Consider the following 269-nt stretch of genomic DNA (forward strand, 5'->3'; position numbering starts at 1 on the left):
GAACCGCATCCAGCACCGCGGCGGAGACCCAGGTGCCGAGCGGCACCTGAACGGCCAGCGGATGCACCGGATGACCCAGTGGAACCCCGTGCAGGATGTCGCGCAACCACCGTGGACGCAGTGCGGCACCCACGATTCTACGGGCCCGTTTCGCGAGCGGATCCAGCAGCGTGGCGTTCTCCAGGCGGTCAACTACCCGCACCAACGGTATTCGCTTCATGACCCCTCCCCATCGCGGTTTGTGCGAGCTTAGTGACCGAACTTGACAG

Annotated in this window: 1 protein-coding gene; it reads right to left on the reverse strand. The window is 65.1% G+C overall.

The features are described from left to right. Positions 1-220, reverse strand: a 220-nt coding sequence (locus tag WDW90_RS39570; RefSeq protein WP_336493052.1) for a DUF2231 domain-containing protein, incomplete at its 3' end; no start/stop codon positions are given. Between the last annotated feature and the right edge of the window lie 49 nt (positions 221-269).

The organism is Methylobacterium nigriterrae, assembly GCF_037106235.1.
Lineage (GTDB): Bacteria > Pseudomonadota > Alphaproteobacteria > Rhizobiales > Beijerinckiaceae > Methylobacterium > Methylobacterium nigriterrae.